Here is a 2,050-nt window from a genome sequence, read left to right on the forward strand (position 1 = left end):
TGAATGCTTTCGTTCTGCTGTCTCTGTGCAGTGCAGCAAGTGATTGCAACGCTTGTCGTGCATTAGCTTGATTGCGTCATGGACTGCATGTTGATGACTTTGATGGTGCGAAGTGCTAGCAATGGCACCGCTATGGGAGTACGGATGACGTGCAGAGGGAGAGCAGCATGAGCGCTGTCGATCGGTCGCGGCTGGTCCGGTGTATCGCGATCACCAACGGCAAGGGCGGGGTGGGGAAGACCACCACCACGACGCACTTGGCGGGGCTGCTCGGCCTCGCGGGGATGCGGGTGCTCGTGGTCGACCTGGACCCGCAGGGGAACGTGGGGGAGGACCTGGGGTACAACGCGGCCGGTCTCTCCGACGACGGCCGTGCGTTGGCCCGGGCGATGATGGACGACGAACCGCCGACCGTCCTGGAGGGCGTCCGCGAGAACGTCGACGTGCTGCCTGGCGGCGAACGCCTGGACGAGTTGGTCGCGGTGCTGGACGCTCGACGCCGCAAGGGCGACACCGAAGCCCCGCTCGCGCTCGCGCGGGTTCTGGCGGCCACGCCGGAGCCCTACGACTTCGTGTTGCTCGACTGCCCGCCCGGGGAGCCGCAGATCCAGGAGCTGGCGATGGCGGCCGCGCGGTGGGTCGTCATCCCCTACAAGAGCGACGAGTCGTCCCGGAAGGGTTTGAACCGCGTGGCCACCCGCATCCAGGCGGCGTGGGCGCTGAACCCCGACCTCGAACTGCTGGGCGTGTTCCTGTACGGGACGAGCAAGGGAGCCACACAGATCCGTGCCCGCGCCCGCGCGGCGATCCAGGCGGTCCTCGGGGAGAACGCGCCGCTGCTGAACACCGTGATCCGGCACCTGGAGGCACCCGCCGTCGATATCCGCGACCGCGGACAGCTCGCGCACGAGCTGGAACGCGACGTCGAAACCGGCCCGGCCTGGTACGAGCGGCTGCGCTCGGGAGTGCCGGGGCCGCGCGGCCCGGCGACGACCGCAGGCAGCCTGGCCGGGGACTTCCGCGACCTCGCCCAGGAGCTGTTCGCGCTCCTGGTCGCGCGCGAGGAAGAGGCCGAGGCCGAGGAGGCGACGGCGCGATGACCGACGAGCGCGAGAAGCCCGCTCTCGGCAGCGTCCCCGTGCAGCCCAAGGCGGCCGACCTGTCGTTCCTCAGCTCACGCAAGCCGACGCGACCGACCGCATCGACCGCATCGCCTCCGGTCTCTCCCGAGGACGGGGAGAGCCCGGCTCATGCTTCGTCCCCGCCCGCTCCCGTGGACGAACGCCCGCTCGACCGCACGGCCAGAACCGGGGAACGGCAGAAGGGCGCCGTGTCGCCCGGCCCGGTGATCGCCTACATCCCGTCCCGGCTCCGCGACCGGCTCAAACGCACCGCCGAGCGCACCGCTCGCACCTACACCGACGTGCTGTTCGACGCCGTGGACGAGCTGGACGAGCGCCTGGACGGGCTGTTCCCCGGCCGGGCGGGCGCGCCCGCCAAGTCCCTGTTCTCGGGACGCTCGACCCGCCGCCGGACGCCCACCGGACAGCGCCAGGACCCCACGGTTCAGGTCCCGATCCGCCCGCCGACACCGGACGACCTCGCCGTCCTGGACGACCGCGCCGCCCAGTTCGCGGCTGGGAACCGCTCGGAGTTCATCCGAGTCGTGCTGGACGCCTACCTGCCGCCTCGCTAGCCGAGCACGGTCGCGGTCCGGTCGCGACCCTGTCGGGCGCCTAGCGGGTACGGCGGGGGAGGGCTGCGCGGGCGAGGGCTGCGCCGCGTGCGGCGGCGGCTTGGTGTTCAGGTCCGTGCCGGGTGCTGACGACGTCGGCGATCGGCGGTGGGGTCGGGACCGCGGCAGCGTGCGGTTCGTGTTCCTGGCTGTCGTTCTGGCTGTCCTGGGGGGTGGCCGGGGGTGGCGGGTCGGGGTCGGGTTCGGGGCGGGGTGCTGGGATGAGCGCGGGCGCGGTGGTCATCGCGCCGGTGGTCATCGCGCCGGTGGTCATCGCGCCGGTGGTCATCGCGCCGGTGGTCATCGCGCCGGTGG

At 71.7% G+C, this 2,050-nt stretch carries 2 protein-coding genes; both read left to right on the forward strand.

The features are described from left to right. Positions 1-167 precede the first annotated feature (167 nt). The gene (locus tag G339_RS36090) at positions 168-1,100 is read left to right on the forward strand and encodes a ParA family protein (protein WP_019635132.1); all 933 of its coding nucleotides are present in this window, start codon (positions 168-170) and stop codon (positions 1,098-1,100) included. Continuing rightward, a complete protein-coding gene (locus G339_RS0131985) occupies positions 1,097-1,696 on the forward strand; it encodes a hypothetical protein (RefSeq protein ID WP_157408156.1) in 600 nt (199 codons plus the stop codon). Before G339_RS36090 ends, G339_RS0131985 begins: the two co-directional genes overlap by 4 nt. The last annotated feature ends 354 nt before the right edge of the window (positions 1,697-2,050 follow it).

The organism is Actinomadura atramentaria DSM 43919, assembly GCF_000381885.1.
Lineage (GTDB): Bacteria > Actinomycetota > Actinomycetes > Streptosporangiales > Streptosporangiaceae > Spirillospora > Spirillospora atramentaria.